11 protein-coding genes, 1 tRNA gene and 1 pseudogene are annotated in these 17,581 nt (G+C 70.7%); 11 read left to right on the top strand and 2 right to left on the bottom strand.

Annotated features, from left to right (window positions below; all coding sequences use genetic code 11):
* Positions 1-56: 56 nt before the first annotated feature.
* From bldG to ACFWBB_RS05445, 11 genes are all read left to right on the top strand, one after another.
* The gene (bldG, locus tag ACFWBB_RS05395) at positions 57-398 is read left to right on the top strand and encodes an anti-sigma factor antagonist BldG (RefSeq protein ID WP_009189842.1); all 342 of its coding nucleotides are present in this window, start codon (positions 57-59) and stop codon (positions 396-398) included.
* Positions 399-508: 110 nt separating this feature from the next.
* Positions 509-943: an ATP-binding protein gene (locus ACFWBB_RS05400; RefSeq protein ID WP_385267252.1), complete on the top strand. Its 435-nt coding sequence runs from the start codon at positions 509-511 to the stop codon at positions 941-943.
* A 396-nt stretch (positions 944-1,339) separates the two neighbouring features.
* On the top strand, positions 1,340-3,745 hold the full coding sequence (locus ACFWBB_RS05405; protein ID WP_385267254.1) for a sodium-translocating pyrophosphatase: 2,406 nt from the start codon (positions 1,340-1,342) through the stop codon (positions 3,743-3,745).
* Between the two features lie 204 nt (positions 3,746-3,949).
* Positions 3,950-4,552: a small secreted protein gene (locus ACFWBB_RS05410; protein WP_385267257.1), complete on the top strand. Its 603-nt coding sequence runs from the start codon at positions 3,950-3,952 to the stop codon at positions 4,550-4,552.
* 55 nt (positions 4,553-4,607) lie between these two features.
* On the top strand, positions 4,608-6,134 hold the full coding sequence (locus ACFWBB_RS05415; protein ID WP_385267259.1) for a methyltransferase: 1,527 nt from the start codon (positions 4,608-4,610) through the stop codon (positions 6,132-6,134).
* A 368-nt stretch (positions 6,135-6,502) separates the two neighbouring features.
* The gene (locus tag ACFWBB_RS05420; RefSeq protein ID WP_385267262.1) at positions 6,503-6,700 is read left to right on the top strand and encodes a hypothetical protein; all 198 of its coding nucleotides are present in this window, start codon (positions 6,503-6,505) and stop codon (positions 6,698-6,700) included.
* 327 nt (positions 6,701-7,027) lie between these two features.
* The gene (topA, locus tag ACFWBB_RS05425; RefSeq protein ID WP_385267265.1) at positions 7,028-9,862 is read left to right on the top strand and encodes a type I DNA topoisomerase; all 2,835 of its coding nucleotides are present in this window, start codon (positions 7,028-7,030) and stop codon (positions 9,860-9,862) included.
* A 135-nt stretch (positions 9,863-9,997) separates the two neighbouring features.
* The gene (gene tmk, locus ACFWBB_RS05430; protein WP_385267268.1) at positions 9,998-13,264 is read left to right on the top strand and encodes a dTMP kinase; all 3,267 of its coding nucleotides are present in this window, start codon (positions 9,998-10,000) and stop codon (positions 13,262-13,264) included.
* 132 nt (positions 13,265-13,396) lie between these two features.
* On the top strand, positions 13,397-14,602 hold the full coding sequence (locus ACFWBB_RS05435; RefSeq protein ID WP_385267270.1) for a DNA polymerase III subunit delta': 1,206 nt from the start codon (positions 13,397-13,399) through the stop codon (positions 14,600-14,602).
* Between the two features lie 201 nt (positions 14,603-14,803).
* Positions 14,804-16,381 (top strand): alpha/beta hydrolase, encoded by a 1,578-nt coding sequence (locus ACFWBB_RS05440; protein ID WP_385267272.1) that lies wholly within the window; start codon positions 14,804-14,806, stop codon positions 16,379-16,381.
* 107 nt (positions 16,382-16,488) lie between these two features.
* Positions 16,489-16,562 (top strand) — tRNA-Thr (locus ACFWBB_RS05445).
* Between the two features lie 11 nt (positions 16,563-16,573).
* On the opposite strand, the pseudogene ACFWBB_RS05450 reads toward ACFWBB_RS05445, so the two are convergent.
* Positions 16,574-16,988, bottom strand: a pseudogene (locus ACFWBB_RS05450) (tyrosine-type recombinase/integrase); the annotation flags it as partial.
* A 365-nt stretch (positions 16,989-17,353) separates the two neighbouring features.
* Positions 17,354-17,515: a hypothetical protein gene (locus ACFWBB_RS05455; protein ID WP_385267274.1), complete on the bottom strand. Its 162-nt coding sequence runs from the start codon at positions 17,513-17,515 to the stop codon at positions 17,354-17,356.
* Positions 17,516-17,581 lie beyond the last annotated feature (66 nt).

A 17,581-nucleotide genomic window follows, 5' to 3' on the forward strand; every position in this document is an offset into this window, starting at 1 on the left:
CTCCTGCCCAGGTGTTCCGAGGGGCGACCGCTCGATAGCAAGGTGCTGGAGGATCCGTGGACCTGTCTCTGTCGACCCGTACCGTCGGCGATCGTACGGTCGTCGAGGTCGGTGGCGAAATCGACGTATATACCGCGCCCAAGTTGCGCGAGCAGCTGGTCGAGCTGGTGAACGACGGGAATTTCCACCTCGTCGTCGACATGGAGGGCGTGGACTTCCTCGACTCCACCGGGCTCGGCGTGCTGGTCGGCGGACTGAAGCGGGTGCGTGCCCATGAGGGCTCGCTCCGCCTGGTCTGCAACCAGGAGCGTATTTTGAAAATCTTCCGCATCACTGGTCTGACCAAGGTGTTCCCGATCCACACCTCGGTCGACGAAGCGGTCGCTGCCACTGACTGACCAAGCCGTCCCGGGCCCGCGCGGCCCGGCACGGTTGGTCGAACAAAGAAGGGGTCCGGGCTTTGCCGCCCGGCCCCCCGACAGCACGCCCGTAGTTCCGAGGGGGACGTATGGCCACCGTTGAACTCCGCTTCAGCGCGCTGCCCGAGCACGTCAGGACCGCCCGACTGGTGGCGGCAGCGGTGGCGCGCAGGGCCGGAGTGGACGAGGCCGTCCTCGACGAGGTCAGGCTCGCCGTCGGCGAGGCCTGCACCCGTGCCGTCGGACTGCATCAGACGGGTGGTATCTCCGCGCCGGTGAAGGTGGCGCTGATCGAGGAGGAGAAGCAGTTCTCCATCGAGGTCGGCGACGAGTCGCCGCGTTCGGCGCCCGCTGACCGGGTGCCCGGCTCTGGCGTGGACGCCGACACGGACGCCGAGGAGGACGAGATGGGCCTCGCGGTCATCAGCGGCCTCGTCGACGACGTGGAGGTCACCGCCGGAGAGCACGGCGGCCTGATCCGCATGACCTGGCCGACCACGCCGGTGACCGCGACGCTGTCCTGACCCGAGCCTCGCGATCGATCCCCGATCGATCCAGCCGATCGGCTCACCCGATCGGACCACTTGATCGATCCGGCCGATCGGCCCGTCCGATTGACCCATTCGAAGGGCCCTACCTCGTAGGGCCCTTCGGCATGTGCGGACCCCGGTGACCGCGCTTACAGTGGTCTCGTGAAGTGAATCTTGGAATCTCGGCAAGTGAATCTTGACGAAGTGAATCTTGCCGTGAATATCGTGAATCAATTCACGAACGCCAATGCCTTGAAGGCATTACCGTGCGAGATCGTGCGGGTTTTGCATGCGAAGGCGAATTCCGTTTACCGCACACTGTTTTGATCAGGTTCCGGTACCTACAATCCGTCCACATCTTGAGCTCAGCCCAAGCGTCAAGGAGGACGAATGGCGGGGCTTTCTACCCCTCATCGGTTGGACCACCCGACAACCCTCGCAGCCGCAGTGCTGACCGACGGCAACCGCCTGCTCGTGGTGGTCATCGCGGTCGTCGCGCTGGCCGCACTCGTGGTGGCGGGCGTGCTGCTGCGCCAGGTGCTCGCCGCCGGCGATGGCACCGACAGCATGAAGAAGATCGCGGCGGCGGTCCAGGAAGGCGCCAACGCGTATCTGGCCCGACAACTGCGCACGCTCGGCGTCTTCGCCGTCGTCGTGTTCTTCCTGCTCTTGTTGCTGCCCGCGGACGACTGGAATCAGCGCGCCGGACGATCTCTGTTCTTCTTGATCGGCGCGGGGTTCTCCGCGGCCACCGGCTATATCGGCATGTGGCTCGCCGTGCGCAGCAATGTGCGTGTCGCAGCGGCGGCCCGGGAAGCGACTCCGGCAGCGGGTGAACCCGAAAAGGATCTCACCGCTGTCTCGCACAAGGCAATGAAGATCGCATTTCGTACGGGCGGCGTCGTCGGCATGTTCACGGTGGGGCTCGGTCTGCTCGGGGCCGCCTGCGTGGTGCTGGTGTACGCGGCCGACGCGCCGAAGGTGCTGGAGGGTTTCGGACTCGGCGCGGCCCTCATCGCCATGTTCATGAGGGTCGGCGGCGGCATCTTCACCAAGGCCGCCGACGTCGGCGCCGACCTGGTCGGCAAGGTCGAGCAGGGCATCCCGGAGGACGACCCGCGCAACGCCGCGACGATCGCCGACAACGTGGGCGACAACGTCGGCGACTGTGCGGGCATGGCGGCCGACCTCTTCGAGTCCTATGCCGTGACCCTGGTCGCCGCGCTGATCCTCGGCAAGGCGGCCTTCGGTGACGCCGGGCTCGCGTTCCCGCTCCTCGTTCCCGCGATCGGTGTGCTCACGGCCATGGTCGGAATCTTCGCGGTCGCCCCGCGCCGCACCGACCGCAGTGGCATGTCCGCGATCAACCGGGGATTCTTCATCTCGGCGACGATCTCGCTCGTGCTGGTCGCCGTGGCCGTCTTCCTCTATCTCCCCGGCAAGTACGCCGACCTCGACGGCGTCACCGACGCGGCGATCCAGGGCAAAAACGGCGATCCGCGCGTCCTCGCCCTTGTCGCGGTGGCGATCGGCATCCTTCTGGCCGCGGTCATCCAGCAGTTGACGGGTTACTTCACCGAGACCAGCCGCCGACCGGTGCGCGACATCGGCAAGTCGTCGCTGACGGGCCCCGCCACCGTGATCCTCGCCGGAATCTCCGTCGGCCTCGAATCGGCCGTCTACACCGCCTTGTTGATCGGCCTGGGCGTGTACGGGGCGTTCCTGCTCGGCGGCACGTCGATCATGCTGGCGCTGTTCGCGGTGGCGCTGGCCGGCACCGGCCTGCTCACCACGGTCGGCGTGATCGTCGCCATGGACACCTTCGGGCCGGTCTCCGACAACGCGCAGGGCATCGCCGAGATGTCCGGCGACGTCCAGGGCGCGGGCGCGCAGGTGCTCACCAACCTCGACGCCGTCGGCAACACCACCAAGGCCATCACCAAGGGCATCGCCATCGCCACCGCCGTCCTGGCGGCGTCGGCGCTCTTCGGGTCGTACCGGGACGCGATCACGACCGGGGCGCGGGACGTCGGGGAGCAACTCTCCGGGGCGGGCGCGCCGATGAGCCTGATGATGGACATCTCGCAGCCCAACAACCTCGTCGGGCTCATCGCGGGCGCGGCGGTCGTCTTCCTCTTCTCGGGGCTGGCGATCAACGCGGTGTCGCGGTCGGCGGGTTCCGTGGTGTTCGAGGTGCGGCGGCAGTTCCGCGAGCACCCCGGGATCATGGACTACAGCGAGGAGCCGGAGTACGGCAAGGTCGTCGACATCTGTACCCGGGACGCCCTGCGCGAGCTGGCCACACCCGGTCTGCTCGCCGTGCTGGCGCCCATCTTCATCGGGTTCACCCTCGGGGTCGGGGCGCTCGGCGCGTTCCTGGCGGGCGCGATCGGCTCCGGCACGCTGATGGCCGTCTTCCTCGCCAACTCCGGCGGCGCGTGGGACAACGCCAAGAAACTCGTCGAGGACGGGCATCACGGCGGCAAGGGCAGCGAGGCCCATGCGGCCACGGTGATCGGCGACACGGTCGGCGACCCGTTCAAGGACACCGCCGGTCCGGCGATCAACCCGCTGCTCAAGGTCATGAACCTCGTGGCGCTGCTCATCGCGCCCGCCGTGATCAAGTTCAGCTACGGCGAGGACAAGAGCATCGGCGTGCGGATCCTGGTCGCGGTCCTGGCGCTCGCCGTCATCGTGGTCGCGGTGTACGTCTCCAAGCGGCGCGGGATCGCCATGGGTGACGAAGTCAACGCCGGCTCTTCGTCCAAGTCCGCCGATGCGGCGGTCATTTCGTAGAGCTGTCCACCGGTGCCCAGCTCAAGGGGCGGGCGAGTGACGCGTGTTGTCGCGTCGCTCGCCCGCTGTGCTGTGCTGTGCTGTGCGTGTGTCTGGGCCGTGAGCCTTCTCTCTCGTGGTACGAATGGCTCAAATAATCGACATAGCGGACATTCATTCTGGGGTTCCCGCCCGGTTGCCGTGTATGTTCCGGGGCCGAGAGCCATGGAAGGGACCGATCCGGTGAACAAGAAGCTCGCGGCCGCGGTGTCCGGCGGTGCGGTACTGGTACTGGCGCTGTCCGGATGCAGTAGTGACGACGGCGGCAACAAGGAACTCGACGCCTGGGCCAAGCAGGTCTGTGACGCGCTGCCGGCCCAGGACGCGAAGGTCGACGCGGCCAACAACGCGATCAAGCAGGCCGCCACGGACAACAACGCTCCGGCGAACGTCCAGAAGACCGACGCACAGGCCTTCCAGGACATGTCCGACGCCTACGGCGCACTCGCGCAGGCCGTCCAGAAGGCCGGGCCGCCACCCGGTGTCGACGACGGCGAGAAGAAGCACAAGGACGCCGTCGCGGCACTCACCACCCTCTCGACCTCCTACGCGGGCCTGAAGAAGCAGGTCGACGCGTTGGACACGAAGGACCAGGCGAAGTTCGCCGACGGCCTCCAGAACATCGCCACCGACCTCGGCACGCTCAGCAAGAGCGGCAACACCGCGCTGAAGAACCTCGAGCAGGGCGACGTCAAGAACGCCATGGCCGGCCAGGCCAGCTGCAAGAAGGTGGCCGCCTCCGCCTCGGCCCGCGCGACGACCAGCTGAGGCCCTGCGGCCGCGGACGATTCGGGGGACGCGCCCCCAGGGGTGACGGGAGACAATGGGGGGCGTGAGTAACGCCACCCTCTCCCCCCTGCCCTCCGCCGACCGCCCCGACGTGGCCGCCCCGCTGCGCGAGGCGCTGCTCGCGGCCTCCTTCACCGCGGACGGTCTCCTCGAGCTGCTCGGTGCCCCCGCCTACGCGGCCCTGGCCCGCAGCGAGACCGTGCCCGCGCTGCGCGCGACCCGCGGGGACACGCCACTGGAGACGCTCGTCCGCCTCTTCCTGCTCCAGCAGCCCGTGCCGTACGCGCGCGTGGAGGAGTTCCTGCCCGTACGCGCGTGCGTGGAGAGCGGCTGGCTGGTCCCCGCGGGTGAGGACGAGGTGGCCGCGACCGTGGACGTACGGCCGTACGGGGGGCCGGGCGGCGAGGACTGGTTCATCGTGTCCGACCTCGGGTGCGCGGTCGGCGGCGCGGGAGGTATCGGCAGCAAGGACGAAGGCGTGGTCCTCGGCGTCGGCGGCGCGTCGACGACCTTGGCCGGCATCACCGTGCGCACGCCCGTCGGCGCCGCCCTCGACCTCGGCACCGGCTCCGGCATCCAGGCGCTGCACGCCGCCCAGCACGCCACGCGTGTGACGGCGACCGACCTCAACCCGCGCGCGCTGCACATCACCGGGCTCACGCTCGCGCTGTCCGGGGCTCCGGCGGCGGACCTGCGCACGGGCTCGCTGTTCGAGCCGGTCCGGGACGACGAGACGTACGACCTGATCGTGTCGAACCCGCCCTTCGTGATCTCGCCGGACGCCCGGCTGACATACCGGGACGGCGGGATGGGCGGGGACGATCTGTGCCGCTCGCTCGTTCAAGGGGCGGGGGAACGGCTGAACGAGGGCGGGTTCGCGCAGTTCCTCGCCAACTGGCAGCACGTGGAGGGGGAGAACTGGCAGGACAGGCTCAGGTCGTGGGTGCCGCGCGGCTGCGACGCGTGGATCGTGCAGCGCGAGGTGCAGGACGTCACGCAGTACGCCGAGCTCTGGCTGAGGGACGCCGGTGATCACCGGGGCGACCAGGCCGAGTACCAGGCGCACTACGACGCATGGCTGGACGAGTTCGAGGCGCGCAAGGTGAAGGCCGTCGGCTTCGGCTGGATCACCCTGCGCAGGACGGCCGCGGAGCCCGTGACCACGGTGGAGGAGTGGCCGCACCCGGTCGAACAACCGCTGGGCGACGCGATCCTGGCGCACTTCGGACGGCTGGACTACCTGCGTGCCCACGACGACGCGGCTCTGCTCGCCGGGCGCTTCCGGCTGGTCACGGAGGTGGTCCAGGAGCAGGTCGGGCTGCCCGGCGCCGAGGACCCTGAGCACGTCGTGCTGCGCCAGCACCGCGGCATGCGCCGGGCCACCAAGGTGGACACGGTCGGCGCGGGCTTCGCGGGCGTGTGCGACGGTTCGCTGAGCGCCGGCCGCATTCTCGACGCCATCGCCCAGCTGGTCGGTGAGGACCCGGTGTCGCTGCGGGACCGCACTCCGGCACAGATCCGCCTGCTGGTGGAGCAGGGATTCCTCGAACCGGCGGAGTGACCCGTCCGGATCGGGCCGGTCCGGACGATCTCCGCGCCTCTTCGTTCTCCGCCTTCTCCGCTCTCCGTACCGGATTCGCCGGGATCGTATGCAGTGTGAGCCGATCGACAGAGCCGGCAACGGTGAAGACGGCCGGAATGACTCGCGTGCGTTCCGGTCGGTCCCGCCGTGACTCCGGACCGTCCCGGGGTCGCGTCCCCGTGGTCGGCCGTCGCCCCCGGTCGCCGCACCCCGGCCGGCGGCTCGCCGAGCCCTGCGCCCCAGCCGTAGCCCCGGCGTTCACCTCGGGTTCGCCGGGGCGCCGCCCGCGCGTGACAGTCTCCCGTGGCTGGGTCATGCGTGGGCGGGAGCAAGGGGCGGGGACGATCATGGAAAGTGGACCGGCGATCTTCGCAGGAACGGTGTTCGCTCTGGTCGGGGGCGCACTGCTGGTGTGGACCGCGGTCCGGGTGTGGCACCGTGAACCCGTGGCCCAAGGTGTGAGCCCCGTCGCATCGGCGACCCTGGCGACCCTGTCCTCGGTCACCGCGCTGGCCGTCGGGGCGTGGTGCTTCATCCGCCTCTGAAGCCGCTTGCGGCATCGCCTCCGGGACTACCCACGAGGCCGCCGACGAGGCGCCCTTCGCGGATCCGGCCCGACGCCCGTTCGAACCGCGTGAGCGTGGCCGCGCCGGTAGAGAGGTAGGCGTGATCCGGTCGTACGGAAAAGGGCCGGTCGGTACTCCGGGCGGCAGGAATGGCGGTAGTCGGGTTACCGTTCGAGTGGCCGTTGCGGGCTTTTCCCGTTTGACACGGGGGCGGGATGTACCGTCACACTCCGCAGCGTCCCCATGACCCGACCCCGGGAGCAAGGCCTGGGGAGGCCCCAGCGTCGACCGGAGAGAAGAGCGAAGTTGTCCCCGACCAGCGAGACCGCACACGGCGGCCGCCGACTCGTGATCGTCGAGTCGCCTGCCAAGGCGAAGACGATCAAGGGTTATCTCGGCCCCGGCTACATCGTCGAGGCCAGCGTCGGGCATATCCGCGACCTTCCCAACGGCGCCGCCGAGGTGCCGGACCAGTACACGGGTGAGGTCCGCCGCCTCGGTGTGGACGTCGAACACGACTTCCAGCCGATCTATGTGGTCAACGCCGACAAGCGGGCCCAGGTCAAGAAGCTCAAGGAACTGCTCAAGGAGTCCGACGAGCTCTTCCTCGCCACCGATGAGGACCGGGAGGGCGAGGCGATCGCCTGGCACCTCCAGGAGGTCCTCAAGCCCAAGATCCCCGTCAAGCGGATGGTCTTCCACGAGATCACCAAGGACGCGATCCGGGCCGCCGTCGCCAACCCGCGCGAGCTCAACCAGAAGCTCGTCGACGCCCAGGAGACCCGCCGCATCCTCGACCGCCTCTACGGCTACGAGGTCTCGCCGGTGCTGTGGAAGAAGGTCATGCCGCGCCTGTCGGCAGGCCGGGTCCAGTCCGTCGCCACGCGTCTCGTCGTGGAGCGGGAACGCGAGCGCATCGCGTTTCGTTCTGCCGAGTACTGGGACCTGACGGGTACCTTCGCGACCGGCCGCGCCGGTGATTCGTCGGACCCGTCGTCGCTGGTCGCCCGCCTCCAGAGCGTCGACGGCAGGCGGGTCGCGCAAGGCCGCGACTTCGACTCCCTCGGACAACTCAAGAGCGCGAACATCCTCCACCTCGACGAGGCGAACGCCCGCGCCCTCGCCGCCGCCCTGGACAGCACGCGGTTCGCCGTCCGGTCCGTCGAGTCGAAGCCCTACCGCCGCTCGCCGTACGCGCCGTTCCGTACGACGACGCTCCAGCAGGAGGCCAGCCGCAAGCTCGGCTTCGGCGCGAAGGCCACCATGCAGGTCGCGCAGAAGCTGTACGAGAACGGCTTCATCACCTACATGCGTACGGACTCCACGACGCTGAGCGAGACGGCGATCACCGCCGCCCGCGCCCAGGTCACGCAGCTGTACGGCGCCGACTACCTGCCGCCCCAGCCGCGCACGTACGTCGGCAAGGTCAAGAACGCGCAGGAGGCGCACGAGGCGATCCGCCCCTCGGGCGATCGTTTCCGCACGCCTGCCGAGACGGGCCTGACCGGTGACCAGTTCAAGCTCTACGAGCTGATCTGGAAGCGGACGGTCGCCTCCCAGATGAAGGACGCGACGGGCAACAGCGTCACGGTGAAGATCGGTGGCACGGCCGCCGACGGCCGGGACGTCGAGTTCAGCGCCTCCGGCAAGACGATCACCTTCCACGGCTTCCTGAAGGCGTACGTCGAGGGCGCCGACGACCCGAACGCCGAACTGGACGACCGCGAGCGCCGGCTGCCCCAGGTCGGCGAGGGCGACGCCCTCAGCGCCGAGGAGATCACGGTCGACGGGCACGCCACCAAGCCCCCGGCCCGCTACACCGAGGCCAGCCTGGTCAAGGAGCTCGAAGAGCGCGAGATCGGCCGCCCGTCGACGTACGCGTCGATCATCGGCACGATTCTCGACCGCGGCTATGTCTTCAAGAAGGGCACGGCACTCGTGCCGTCCTTCCTGTCCTTCGCCGTGGTCAACCTCCTGGAGAAGCACTTCGGCCGGCTGGTCGACTACGACTTCACCGCCAGGATGGAGGACGACCTCGACCGCATCGCCCGCGGTGAGGCGCAGGCCGTGCCGTGGCTGAAGCGGTTCTACTTCGGCGAGGGCGCCGGCGCAGGTGTCGCCCCGGCAGCCGACGCCGGCAACGGCGACGGCGACCACCTCGGCGGCCTCAAGGAGCTGGTGACCGACCTGGGCGCGATCGACGCGCGCGAGGTGTCCTCGTTCCCGGTCGGCAACGACATCGTGCTGCGGGTCGGCCGTTACGGCCCCTACATCGAGCGCGGCGAGAAGGACTCCGAGGGCCACCAGCGCGCGGACGTGCCCGAGGACCTGGCCCCGGACGAGCTGAGCATCGAACTCGCGGAGGAGCTGCTCGCCAAGCCGAGCGGCGACTTCGAGCTCGGCGCCGACCCGGGGACGGGCCATCAGATCATCGCCCGGGACGGCCGCTACGGCCCGTACGTGACCGAGGTGCTCCCCGAGGGCACCCCCAAGACCGGCAAGAACGCCGTCAAGCCGCGTACGGCCTCGCTGTTCAAGTCCATGTCGCTGGACACGGTGACGCTGGCGGACGCCCTCAAGCTGATGTCGCTGCCGCGTGTCGTCGGCGCCGATGCCGAGGGCGTGGAGATCACCGCGCAGAACGGCCGCTACGGCCCGTACCTGAAGAAGGGCACGGACTCGCGGTCGCTGCAGACCGAGGACCAGCTCTTCACGATCACCCTCGAAGAGGCGCTGGAGATCTACTCCCAGCCCAAGCAGCGTGGCCGGGCCGCCGCCAAGCCGCCGCTCAAGGAGCTGGGCGCGGACCCGGTCAGCGAAAAGCCGGTCGTCGTCAAGGACGGACGCTTCGGGCCGTACGTCACCGACGGGGAGACCAACGCGACCCTGCGCTCCGACGACAGCGTCGAGGAGATCACCCCGGAGCGCGGCTTCGAGCTGCTCGCCGAGAAGCGCGCCAAGACGCCGGCCAAGAAGACGGCCAAGAAGGCGCCCGCGAAGAAGGCGACGGCGAAGAAGGCGGCCCCGGCGAAGAAGACAGCCGCCAAGAAGACCGCCACCACCGCGAAGAAGACGACCACGGCGAAGAAGGCGACGGCCGCGAAGAAGGCGGCTGCTACCCCGACCGCGTCGGAGGACTGATCGCACGACTGATCGCGCCACCGTTCCCGCACGGTCATTCGCGAAACCAACGCCTCGGCATCACTTTGGTGTCGGGGCGGTCGTACGTGTGGACGCGGGCCCCGGGGTGTCAGTCGCGGCCGATAGGCTGAAAGCATGACGCGAGCCGAGCAGCCAACGGCCCACCACCCGGCACCGGACGACGCCCTGGTGGCGGACTCCCGAGAGCGCGCTGTGCGCGCCCTGTTGCGCGAACCGCAGCTCAAACGGCTCTGGAGCGCACAGCTGGTGAGCGGTGTGGGAGACGTACTCGCCCTCCTGGTGTGCGTCCTCCTCGTGCTCCAAGCCGCCATCGTGGAGGGCTCCTTCGGAGGCGGTTACCGGGGCGTGGCGTTCGCAGTGGCGACCGTCTTCGCCGTGCGCATTCTGGCCACCCTGCTCTTCGGCGCCGTCCTCCTGGGCCCGCTGACGTCACTGACCTCGCCGGACGGACCGCTCGACCGCCGCTGGACCATGGTCGGCGCGGACGGTGTGCGCGCCGCGCTGCTGATCGTCGCGCCCCTGTGGATCGACTGGACGCCGGACGACGCACCGGCCCTGCTGCTTGTCACGGTGTTCGTGGCAGGGGTGGCCGAGCGGTTCTGGACGGTCGCCCGCGAAAGCGCGTCCCCGGCCCTGCTGCCCGCTCCGCCCCTGGAGGGCGCGACGGTACGGCCGTTGCCGGACCACATGGACGCCCTGCGCCGACTGTCGCTGCGCACGGGTTTCGTGACGATCCCGCTGGGCGCGGCCACTCTGGTCGTCGCGTCGTTGTTCAACAATCTCCTGGGCGCCGGGATCGACTGGTTCGGGCAGCACCAGGCGGCCCTCGCCTCGTATGTCGCCGGGGGACTCTTCGCCGGATCGCTGTCCATCGTGACCTTCCTGGAACTGCCCGGGGTGCGCACCCCGCGCGCGCGGTCGCCGCTCGAGGGGCTGCGCCGGCCCCGGACCGCCACCGGCGTCGACGCGGGCCGCACCGGCGCGATCCCGCTGCTGATCCTCGCCTGCGCCGCCGTCGCCGCGGCGGTCTCCGCCGCCGTCGCCGTGTCCGTGCTGCACGCCAAGGACCTGGGCGGCGGTCCGGTGCTGTACGGGCTGCTCGTGGTCGCGCTGACCGGCGGGGTCGTCGTCGGCATCCGTACGGCACCGAAGGTGCTGGTGTCGCTGTCGCGGCGCCGGCTGCTGGCGCTGGCCATCGCCTTCACCGGCGTGGCGCTGCTGGCCGCGGGTCTGGTCCCGGACGTCACCAGCGTGCTGCTGATCATGGCCCTGGCCGGCATCGGCGCGGGCGTCGCCGCCAACACCGGGCACGCACTGCTCGACCAGGAGACCGAGGAACACCGCCGGGCGCGGACCACGGAGCACCTGCACGTCGTCGTACGGGTCGTGGTGGCGCTGGGCGCGGTGATCGCCCCCCTGGTGGCGGCGCTCATCGGGCCGCACCGGCTGGACAACGGCAAGTTCGTGTTCGCCCACGGCGGGGCCGCCTTCACGCTGATGCTGGTCGGTGCGCTGCTGCTGCCGGTGGCCGCCCTGGTGCTGGCCAAGGTCGACGACCGTTCCGGCGTGCCCCTGCGGCAGGACCTGCGGGACGCGCTGCTCGGCGGCGACGACCCCGTGCCGGTACCGGCCGGGAACGGCTTCTTCATCGCCCTGGAGGGCGGCGACGGCGCCGGCAAGTCCACGCAGGCCGAGGCGCTCGCCGAGTGGATAAGGGCCAAGGGCCACGAGGTCGTCCTCACGCGTGAGCCGGGGGCCACGCCCGTGGGCAAGCGGCTGCGCTCGATCCTGCTGGACGTCTCCAGCGCCGGGCTCTCGCACCGCGCGGAGGCGCTGCTGTACGCCGCGGACCGGGCGGAGCACGTCGACACGGTCGTCCGGCCCGCTCTGGAGCGCGGCGCGGTGGTGATCACCGACCGGTACATCGACTCGTCCGTGGCCTACCAGGGCGCGGGCCGTGACCTGTCCCCGACCGAGATCGCGCGGATCTCACGCTGGGCGACCGACGGCCTGGTCCCGCATCTGACGGTCCTGCTGGACGTGTCTCCGGAGGCCGCCCGCGAGCGCTTCACGGAGGCGCCGGACCGTCTGGAGTCGGAGCCGGCCGAGTTCCACGCGCGTGTGCGCTCCGGTTTCCTCACGCTGGCCGCCGCCGACCCGGGCCGCTACCTGGTGGTCGACGCGGCCCAGGAGCCGGAGGCCGTCACCACCGTCGTCCGGCACCGGCTCGACCAGCTGCTGCCCCTGTCCGAGGCCGAGATCAAGGCCCAGGAGGAGGCGCGCAGGAAGGCCGAGGAGGAGGCCCGCCGCAAGGCCGAGGAGGAGGCCGCCCGAAAGGCCGAGGAGGAGCGCCTGGAACGCGAGCGCCAGGAGCAGCTCGCCAAGCTGCGTGCCGAGGAGGAGGAGCGCAAGCGCCGCGAGCTGGAGGAGGCGCAGCGGCGCGAGGCCGAACGGCAGGCCGAGGAGGCGCGGCTGCGCGCCGAGGAAGCACGCAGGCGTGCCGAGGAGGAGCGGGTACGGCTCCTCGCCGAGGAGAAGGCCCGCGCCGAGGAGGAGGCCCGCCGCAAGGCGGAGGAGGAGCGGCGCCGCAAGCAGGCCGAGGAGGAGGCGCGACTGCGCGCCGAAGCCGAGACCCGGCGCCTGGAGAAGCAGCGGAAGGCCGAGGAAGCGCTGCTGCGGGCCGAGCAGGCCCGGCGCGCGGCCGAACAGGCCGCCGCGGCGGCCCAGGTCGGGCCGAAGCGTGCGCGCCCCACGGCGGCTCCCGCTCCGGCGGCTCCGCCGGAAGCGGTGACCGTGCCGACGCCGGTGGTGACTCCGACGAACGCGTCGGGCGGGCCGGTGGACGAGACCGCGGTGCTGCCGCCCATCCGGATGGACAAGGAGCCCGAGGAGCCCGCGCGGCCGTCGCGGCCGTCCGGCAAGGCGTCCGGGTCCGGGTCCGGGAAGCCTTCGGGTGCCGCGGGAGGAACCGACGCCGAGGTGACGGCCGAGTTGCCGCAGCCCTCGATCCCGCCGGGCGCCGGGGACGAGACGGCGGTACTGCCTCCGGTGCGCGCAGCGGGCCCCGAGGACGAGACGGCCGTGCTGCCTCCGGTGCGGGACCGGAGCCCCTCGGACCGGGTGCCGCCGGGGTACTTCCGCGACGAGCGGGGCGAGCGGGACGGGGCGCGGCCCGACGGCACGCGTCCGGACGGGGCCGACGACCACACGCGCGAGCTGCCGCAGGTCGACGAGGAGGGGACGCCCCGGCAGCGACCCCGGTCCGACTGGGCCGAGGAGACCCCGCTGGACGACCTGCCGACGCTGGCGGACGAGCTGCTGGGACCGCGCCGGGACGAGGACGGGAACGACGAGGGCCGGGGGCGGGGCCGCCGCCGTTGAACGGTCCGGCGTCGCTGAGTGTCCCGCCGCCGGTCGTGGGCGGGACGGCGACGTCACCGTGGCTCGATTGTCAGTGGCGCCCCGCACAATGGAAGCCGCAACGCGAAACGTGACGAAAGGGCGGCGTGAGGCATGACCGTGTGGGACGACCTCGTCGGGCAGGAGAAGGTGAGTGAGCAGCTGGCCGCTGCCGCTCGGGACGCCGACGCGCTCGTCACCGCGGCCACCACCGCCACGCCGCCCCCCGAGGCGTCGAAGATGACGCACGCCTGGCTGTTCACCGGCCCGCCCGGTGCCGGCCGCAGCCAGATGGCGCGGGCCTTCGCCGCCGCGCTCCAGTGCGTGAGCCCGGACCGGGCGCTCGGCGGCGGCCCGGGCTGCGGCTTCTGCGACGGCTGCCATACGGCGCTGATCGGCACCCACGCCGACGTCAGCACCGTCGCCGCCGTGGGTTCGCAGATCCTCGCCGAGGACATGCGGGACACGGTCCGCAAGTCGTACACCTCGCCCGCCACGGGCCGCTGGCAAATCATCCTCGTCGAGGACGCCGAGCGGCTGAACGAGAAGTCCGCCAACGCCGTCCTGAAAGCCGTCGAGGAGCCCGCCCCGCGGACGGTCTGGATGCTCTGCGCGCCCTCCCTGGAGGATGTGCTGCCCACCATCCGTTCCCGCTGCCGGCACCTGAATCTGCGTACTCCAACCGTCGACGCCGTCGCCGACATGCTCGTCCGGCGCGAGGGCATCGAGCCGGCCGTCGCCGCGGCCGCCGCCCGGGCCACGCAGGGGCACGTCGACCGGGCCCGCCGACTGGCCACCGACCCCGCCGCCCGCGAACGCCGCGCGTCCGTACTGAAGCTGCCCCTGCGCGTCGACGACGTCGGCGGCTGTCTCAGGGCGGCCCAGGAGCTGGTCGACGCGGCAGCCGAGGACGCCAAGCAGCTCGCGGAGGAGATGGACGGCAAGGAGACCGAGGAGCTGAAGGCGGCGCTCGGCGCGTCCCAGGGCGGTCGGATGCCCCGCGGCACCGCGGGCGTGATGAAGGACCTGGAGGACAAGCAGAAGCGCCGCAGGACACGTACGCAGCGCGACAGCCTCGACCTCGCCCTCACCGACCTGACCGCCTTCTACCGTGACGTGCTCGCCCTCCAGCTCGGCTCCCGCATCGCGATCGCCAACGCGGATGCCGAGGACGCACTGGAGCGGCTCGCCCGTAGCAGCGGGCCGGAGTCCACCCTCCGCCGTATCGATGCCATCGCCGGGTGCAGACAGGCCCTCGACCGCAACGTGGCTCCGCTGCTGGCGGTCGAAGCGATGACGATGGCACTGAGAGCGGGTTGACACACCACCCGCGCCCGTGGGTGGGGGAGAGGCGGACGACGAGCGGGCTGACCTGTCAAGCGCACCCCTGTCAGGCGCGCCCGGCGTGGGTGGCGACGAGTGGGTTGAGCCGACGTCGGTCTCGGGTTGACGGTGTCACTCGTCCGTGTCCGTTCGCGTACGTACGGCGTTCGTGCCATTGCTCAGAGTTACGCTCGCTGGATGTACATCAGGCGCTCTCCTCGCAGGTCCCGCACCGGCGTCACCCTCCTCTCGCTCGCCGCGCTGCTCGTCTCCGGCTGTTCCGCCGCGGGGCCGACGAGTTCCGCCGGTTCCACGGCGGTGGCGGCGCTCGTCGCGCTGCCGCAGGCCACGCCGTCGGCGCTCGCGCCGTACTACGGGCAGAAGCTGAGCTGGCGCGGCTGCGGTGTACCCGGCTTCGAGTGCGCCACCATGAAGGCACCGCTCGACTACGCCCAGCCCGGAGCGGGTGACGTCCGGCTCGCGGTGTCCCGCAAGAAGGCGACGGGCCCGGGCAGGCGGCTCGGCTCACTGCTGGTGAACCCGGGCGGGCCGGGCGGCTCGGCGGTCGGCTACCTCCAGCAGTACGCGGGGATCGGTTACCCCGCCGAGGTGCGGGCCCGATACGACATGGTCGCCGTCGACCCGCGAGGCGTGGCCCGCAGCGAGCCCGTGAAGTGCCTCGACGGGCGCCGCATGGACACGTACACGCAGACGGACACCACCCCCGACGACCAGCGCGAGACAGTCGAACTCGTCGATGCGTACAAGGAGTTCGCGGAGGGCTGCGGCGCGCACTCGCCGAAGCTGCTGCGGCACGTCTCCACCGTGGAGGCGGCCCGTGACATGGACATACTGCGTGCGGTGCTGGGCGACGGGAAGCTGACGTACGTGGGGGCGTCGTACGGGACGTTCCTCGGGGCGACGTACGCGGGGCTGTTCCCCGACCGGGTGGGCCGGCTCGTCCTGGACGGCGCGATGGACCCGTCGCTGCCCGCCCGTCGGCTGAACCTGGACCAGACGGCGGGGTTCGAGACGGCGTTCCAGTCCTTCGCGAAGGACTGCGTCCGGCGGTCCGACTGCCCGCTCGGCCGGAAGGGCACGGCTCCCGCCAAGGTCGGTGAGAACCTCAAGGCCTTCTTCCGCCGACTCGACGCGCACCCGATCCCCACCGGCGACCCGGACGGCCGCAAGCTCGGCGAGGCACTGGCCACCACCGGCGTGATCGCGGCGATGTACGACGAGAGCACATGGGAACAGTTGCGCCAGGCGCTGACCTCGGCGATCAAGGAGAAGGACGGCGCGGGCCTGCTCGCCCTCTCCGACGGCTACTACGAGCGGGACCCCGACGGCCGCTATGCCAACCTGATGGCCGCCAACGCGGCAGTGAACTGTCTCGACCTCCCCTCGGCCTTCTCCACCTCCGGCCAGGTGAAAAAGGCGCTCCCGTCCTTCGAGAAGGCGTCCCCGGTCTTCGGCGAGGGCCTCGCCTGGGCCTCCTTGAACTGCGCGTACTGGCCGGTGAGGCCCACGGGTGAGCCGCACCGTATCGAGGCGAAGGGCGCCGCCCCGATCGTCGTCGTCGGCACCACCCGCGACCCGGCGACGCCCTACCGCTGGGCCCGGTCCCTCGCCCAGCAGCTCACCTCGGGCCGCCTCCTCACCTACGAGGGCGACGGCCACACCGCCTACGGCCGCGGCAGCGCCTGTATCGACTCCGCGATCGACACATATCTGCTCCACGGGACCCCTCCGGCGGAGGGAAAGCGCTGCAAGTAGCAGCCGGTGCCAGCCCGGAAACGGGGCATCCTGGGCCTGTTCGGAGCACCCCCGGAAACTGTGTAGACTTACCGACGTTGCTGACCACACCATGGTGCGGACAGCGCGCCGCCTTAGCTCAGATGGCCAGAGCAACGCACTCGTAATGCGTAGGTCTCGGGTTCGAATCCCGAAGGCGGCTCTGTGAAAGCCTCAGGACTCACTCGCCGTGACCTGGGGCTTTTGCTTTTGTCGGATGCGGATGCGGATGCGGATGCGGATGCGGCGCTGAGCGCGGGGCCGCGCGGCTGTCGACGGTCTCAGTTCTGGTCTCAGCGGGGCCCGGATCGGGCGCCGGGGGAGTAGGCACGAAGAACTCGCCCATACGCCGCATCGCGCCCTTCGACAGATGTGATCTGCCCTTCACGTACTGCCTCGTTTGGCTGATCTGTGTGTGCCGCAGGATCTCCGTGATCGTGGGCATGTCGACGCCCAGCTCGTTCAGGATCGTGCCGGCCGTGTGGCGGCTCCCGTCGTACAGGCGGCGGTCATCGATCCCGGCCTCGGCGAGCAGCTCCTTGAACTCCTCGTAGTCGGCGCGCGGGTCGAGGGGGGCGCCCGTCCGCCTCCAGGTCGACGTACGGCCACCGGAGAGGACGTCCTTGTCACGTTGCGGCAGCGCGCGGATCCAGCGGCGAGTGCGTCCTTATCGATTGCCTGGGAAGGGGTGGCACCGCCGGCGCGGGCAGCCGCCGTGAGCAGATGCGGGTCGACGTGAAAGAAGTCCGCCAAGGCTTGCTGTGGGCCGCTGAGTTGGGCAAGGCCGGCGGGTACGGGCGGCTCGACGGCGTGGGTGTACGTGTCCTCGTAGACGTCCTCCTCGAGCTCCCAGCGGGTGAGCGCGGAGAGCCAGGCCAGAAAGAGGGGGCGCAGGTCGCCCGCGGCGAGTTCGGTACGCAGGGTGGTGAAGGAGGCACCGTGCAGGGAACGGGGCTATCCCCAGGCGGGCGGTCTGGCCGCCAACACCGTCACCCAGCCGAAGCACTGGTTGTCGGTGCCGGAGCGGGAGGTGTCCGGGACGGACAGGGCGTTGCCCGCCTCGTCGTGGGAGTAGGTGTTGGACTGGTCGACGCCTGTGATGTCCTGGCGGTCCACCCGGGAGGTGGCCAGCCGCTGGGTGCCCCCTGGTAGGTGCCGGTCTCGTAGGTGGCCTTGCCGTCG

It is taken from the genome of Streptomyces sp. NPDC060000 (assembly GCF_042737375.1).
Lineage (GTDB): Bacteria > Actinomycetota > Actinomycetes > Streptomycetales > Streptomycetaceae > Streptomyces.

Bases quoted from the DNA above. Each gene is read 5' to 3' on its own strand.
- tmk (WP_385267268.1), top strand. From the start codon at position 9,998: ATGACGCGAGCCGAGCAGCCAACGGCCCACCACCCGGCACCGGACGAC.
- ACFWBB_RS05420 (WP_385267262.1), top strand. From the start codon at position 6,503: ATGGAAAGTGGACCGGCGATCTTCGCAGGAACGGTGTTCGCTCTGGTC.
- ACFWBB_RS05415 (WP_385267259.1), top strand. From the start codon at position 4,608: ATGGGGGGCGTGAGTAACGCCACCCTCTCCCCCCTGCCCTCCGCCGAC.
- ACFWBB_RS05410 (WP_385267257.1), top strand. From the start codon at position 3,950: ATGGAAGGGACCGATCCGGTGAACAAGAAGCTCGCGGCCGCGGTGTCC.
- ACFWBB_RS05400 (WP_385267252.1), top strand. From the start codon at position 509: ATGGCCACCGTTGAACTCCGCTTCAGCGCGCTGCCCGAGCACGTCAGG.
- ACFWBB_RS05435 (WP_385267270.1), top strand. From the start codon at position 13,397: ATGACCGTGTGGGACGACCTCGTCGGGCAGGAGAAGGTGAGTGAGCAG.
- ACFWBB_RS05440 (WP_385267272.1), top strand. From the start codon at position 14,804: ATGTACATCAGGCGCTCTCCTCGCAGGTCCCGCACCGGCGTCACCCTC.
- ACFWBB_RS05405 (WP_385267254.1), top strand. From the start codon at position 1,340: ATGGCGGGGCTTTCTACCCCTCATCGGTTGGACCACCCGACAACCCTC.